Below are 2821 nucleotides of genomic sequence, written 5' to 3' on the forward strand. Positions count from 1 at the left end.
GCAAACCTCGGCGTGCACCCCTCATCGGGCGACTTGGCGCACCCGTCGTCCAGTCCGATGGCCCAGTTGTGCAGCGGGCAGGCCACGCTGGTGCCGAACACGATCCCCTGGGAGAGCGGGCCGCCCTTGTGCGGGCAGCGGTCCAGCAGCGCAAAGACCTGGTCCTGGGCGTTGCGGAACACGGCGACGTCCACCCCCACCGGGCGCGCCACGCGGCGCGCGCCCAGCACCGGGATGTCCTCGACGCGGCAGATCACTTTCCATTCGTTGTTGGGGTTGTTGTCATTCATGGGTTGTTTCTCCTTGCCTTTCAGGCCGCCTGGGTGGCCTTGTCCGCGCTGCCATCCACCACCGCCACCGGCGTGAACTGCCGCACATCCACCTGCGCCTGGCTCGAGGCGAACCACGGATCGGGCTCCCCATCCAGCGCGAACTGCAGCCGCTCCCACAGCGCACGGCGGCCGGCTTCGTCTTCGAGGATCTTCTTCTTCACATAGTCCAGCCCCACCCGCCCGATGTAGTGCACCGTGCGCTCCAGGTACCAGCCTTCCTCGCGGTACAGCTGCAGGAAGGCGCCCGAATACTCCATCACTTCCTGGGCCGTCTTCACCTTCACCAGGAACTGCGCCACCTCGGTCTTGATGCCGCCGTTGCCCCCCACGTACAGCTCCCAGCCCGAATCCACCCCGATCACCCCCACGTCCTTGATCCCGGCCTCGGCGCAGTTGCGCGGGCAGCCCGAGACCGCCAGCTTCACCTTGTGCGGCGAGTACATCGCCCACAGCGCGCGCTCCAGGTCCTTGCCCATCTGGGTGGAGTCCTGGGTGCCGAAGCGGCACCACTCGCTGCCCACGCAGGTCTTCACCGTGCGCAGGCTCTTGGCATAGGCAAAGCCCGAGGGCATGCCGATGTCCTTCCACACGCCTTCCAGGTCCTCCTTCTTCACCCCCAGCAGGTCGATGCGCTGGCCGCCCGTGACCTTGACCGTGGGAATCTTGTACTTGTCGGCCGCGTCCGCGATGCGCCGCAGCTCGTCGGGCGTGGTGTGGCCGCCCCACATGCGCGGGATGACCGAGTAGGTGCCGTCCTTCTGGATGTTGGCGTGGCTGCGCTCGTTGATGAAGCGGCTCTGCGGATCGTCCCGGGCCTCCTTGGGCCAGGTCGAGATCAGGTAGTAGTTGATGGCCGGGCGGCAGGTGGCGCAGCCGTCGGGCGTGCGCCAGCCCAGGCCGCGGTAGACCGCGTCGTGCGTGAGCCAGTGTTCGCGGCGGATGGCGTCGCGCACGTCCTGGTGGCTCGCGTCGGTGCAGCCGCACACGGCCTTCTTCTTGGGCGTGGCCGAGTAGTCGCCGCCGGCGGTGAACATCAGGATCTGCTCCACCAGGCCGGTGCACGAGCCGCAGCTGGCGCTGGCCTTGGTGTGCTTCTTGACCTCGTCCAGGGTGAACAGGCCCTTGTCCTTGATGGCCTTGCAGATGGTGCCCTTGGTCACGCCGTTGCAGCCGCACACCTCGGCGTCGTCGGGCATGCTGGCGGCCTTGCTGTGGCCCTCGTGGCCGGTGTCGCCGATGTTGGATTCGCCGAACATCAGCTTGTCGCGGATGTCGTGCACGCTGCGCCCGTCGCGCAGCAGCTTGAAGTACCAGCTGCCGTCCACCGTGTCGCCATACAGGCACGCGCCCACCAGCTTGTCGTCCTTGATGACCAGCTTCTTGTAGACCCCGCCGAAGGGGTCGCTCATGACGATCTCCTCGGTGCCTTCGCCGCCCATGAACTCGCCGGCGCTGAACAGGTCGATGCCGGTGACCTTGAGCTTGGTGGAGGTCAGCGACCCCAGGTAGCGCCCGATGCCGAACTGGGCCAGGTGGTTGGCCGCGACCTTGGCCTGCTCGAAGAGGGGCGCGACCAGGCCGTAGGCGATGCCGCGGTGGGCCGCGCATTCGCCCACCGAGTAGATGCGCGCGTCGGTCACGGTCTGCAGGGTGTCGGTGACGACGATGCCGCGGTTGCAGTGCAGGCGCATCTTCTCTGCGAGTTCGGTGTTGGGGCGGATGCCCACGGCCATGACGACCAGGTCGGCGGGCACTTCGGTGCCGTCCTTGAAGCGGATGGCCTTGACGCGGCCATCCTTTCCCTCATTGCTGTCACCGACGAGCTCCTGGGTCTGGGCGCCGATGCGGAACTTCAGGCCCCGGTCCTCCAGCGACTTCTGCAGGAGCTTGCCGGCGACGTCGTCCAGCTGGCGCTCCATGAGCCAGGGCATGACGTGCACCACGGTGACGTCCATGCCGCGCAGCATCAGGCCGTTGGCCGCCTCCAGCCCGAGCAGGCCGCCGCCGATGACCACCGCGTGCTTGTGGGTGCGCGCGGTCTCGATCATGTAGTCGGTGTCGGCGATGTCGCGGTAGGCGATGACGCCCTTCAGGTCCTTGCCGGGCACCGGCAGCATGAAGGGGTTGGAGCCGGTGCACATCAGGAGGCGGTCGTAGGGGGCTTCGGTGACGCCACCTTGCGAATCCTCGGCGCGCACGATGCGCTTGACGCGGTCGACCTCGACCACCTTCTTGCCGGCGTGCAGGGTGATCTTGTTCTCGGCGTACCACTCCCAGCTGTTGAGCACGATCTCCTCCACGGTCTGCTCGCCCGCGAGCACGGGCGACAGGAGGATGCGGTTGTAGTTGGGGTGCGGCTCGGCACCGAAGACGGTGATGTCGTACAGCTCGGGCGCGAGCTTCAGCAGCTCCTCCAGCGTGCGCACGCCGGCCATGCCGTTGCCGACCATCACGAGCTTGAGTTTCTTCATCATGGGGGAGGGCCTTTC

2 protein-coding genes are annotated in these 2821 nt (G+C 67.1%); both read right to left on the reverse strand.

The window, feature by feature from the left end:
* On the reverse strand, positions 1–290 hold a 290-nt coding region (locus EJO66_RS32270), incomplete at its 3' end, for a nitrite reductase (NAD(P)H) small subunit (protein WP_148101345.1).
* Between the two features lie 20 nt (positions 291–310).
* On the reverse strand, positions 311–2803 hold the full coding sequence (nirB, locus tag EJO66_RS32275) for a nitrite reductase large subunit NirB (protein ID WP_125967266.1): 2493 nt from the start codon (positions 2801–2803) through the stop codon (positions 311–313).
* Positions 2804–2821 lie beyond the last annotated feature (18 nt).

Source organism: Variovorax beijingensis (assembly GCF_003951285.1).
GTDB classification, from domain to species: domain Bacteria; phylum Pseudomonadota; class Gammaproteobacteria; order Burkholderiales; family Burkholderiaceae_C; genus Variovorax; species Variovorax beijingensis.

Excerpts from the sequence above, each read along its gene's own strand:
- nirB (WP_125967266.1), bottom strand. The coding sequence starts at position 2,803 with ATGAAGAAACTCAAGCTCGTGATGGTCGGCAACGGCATGGCCGGCGTG.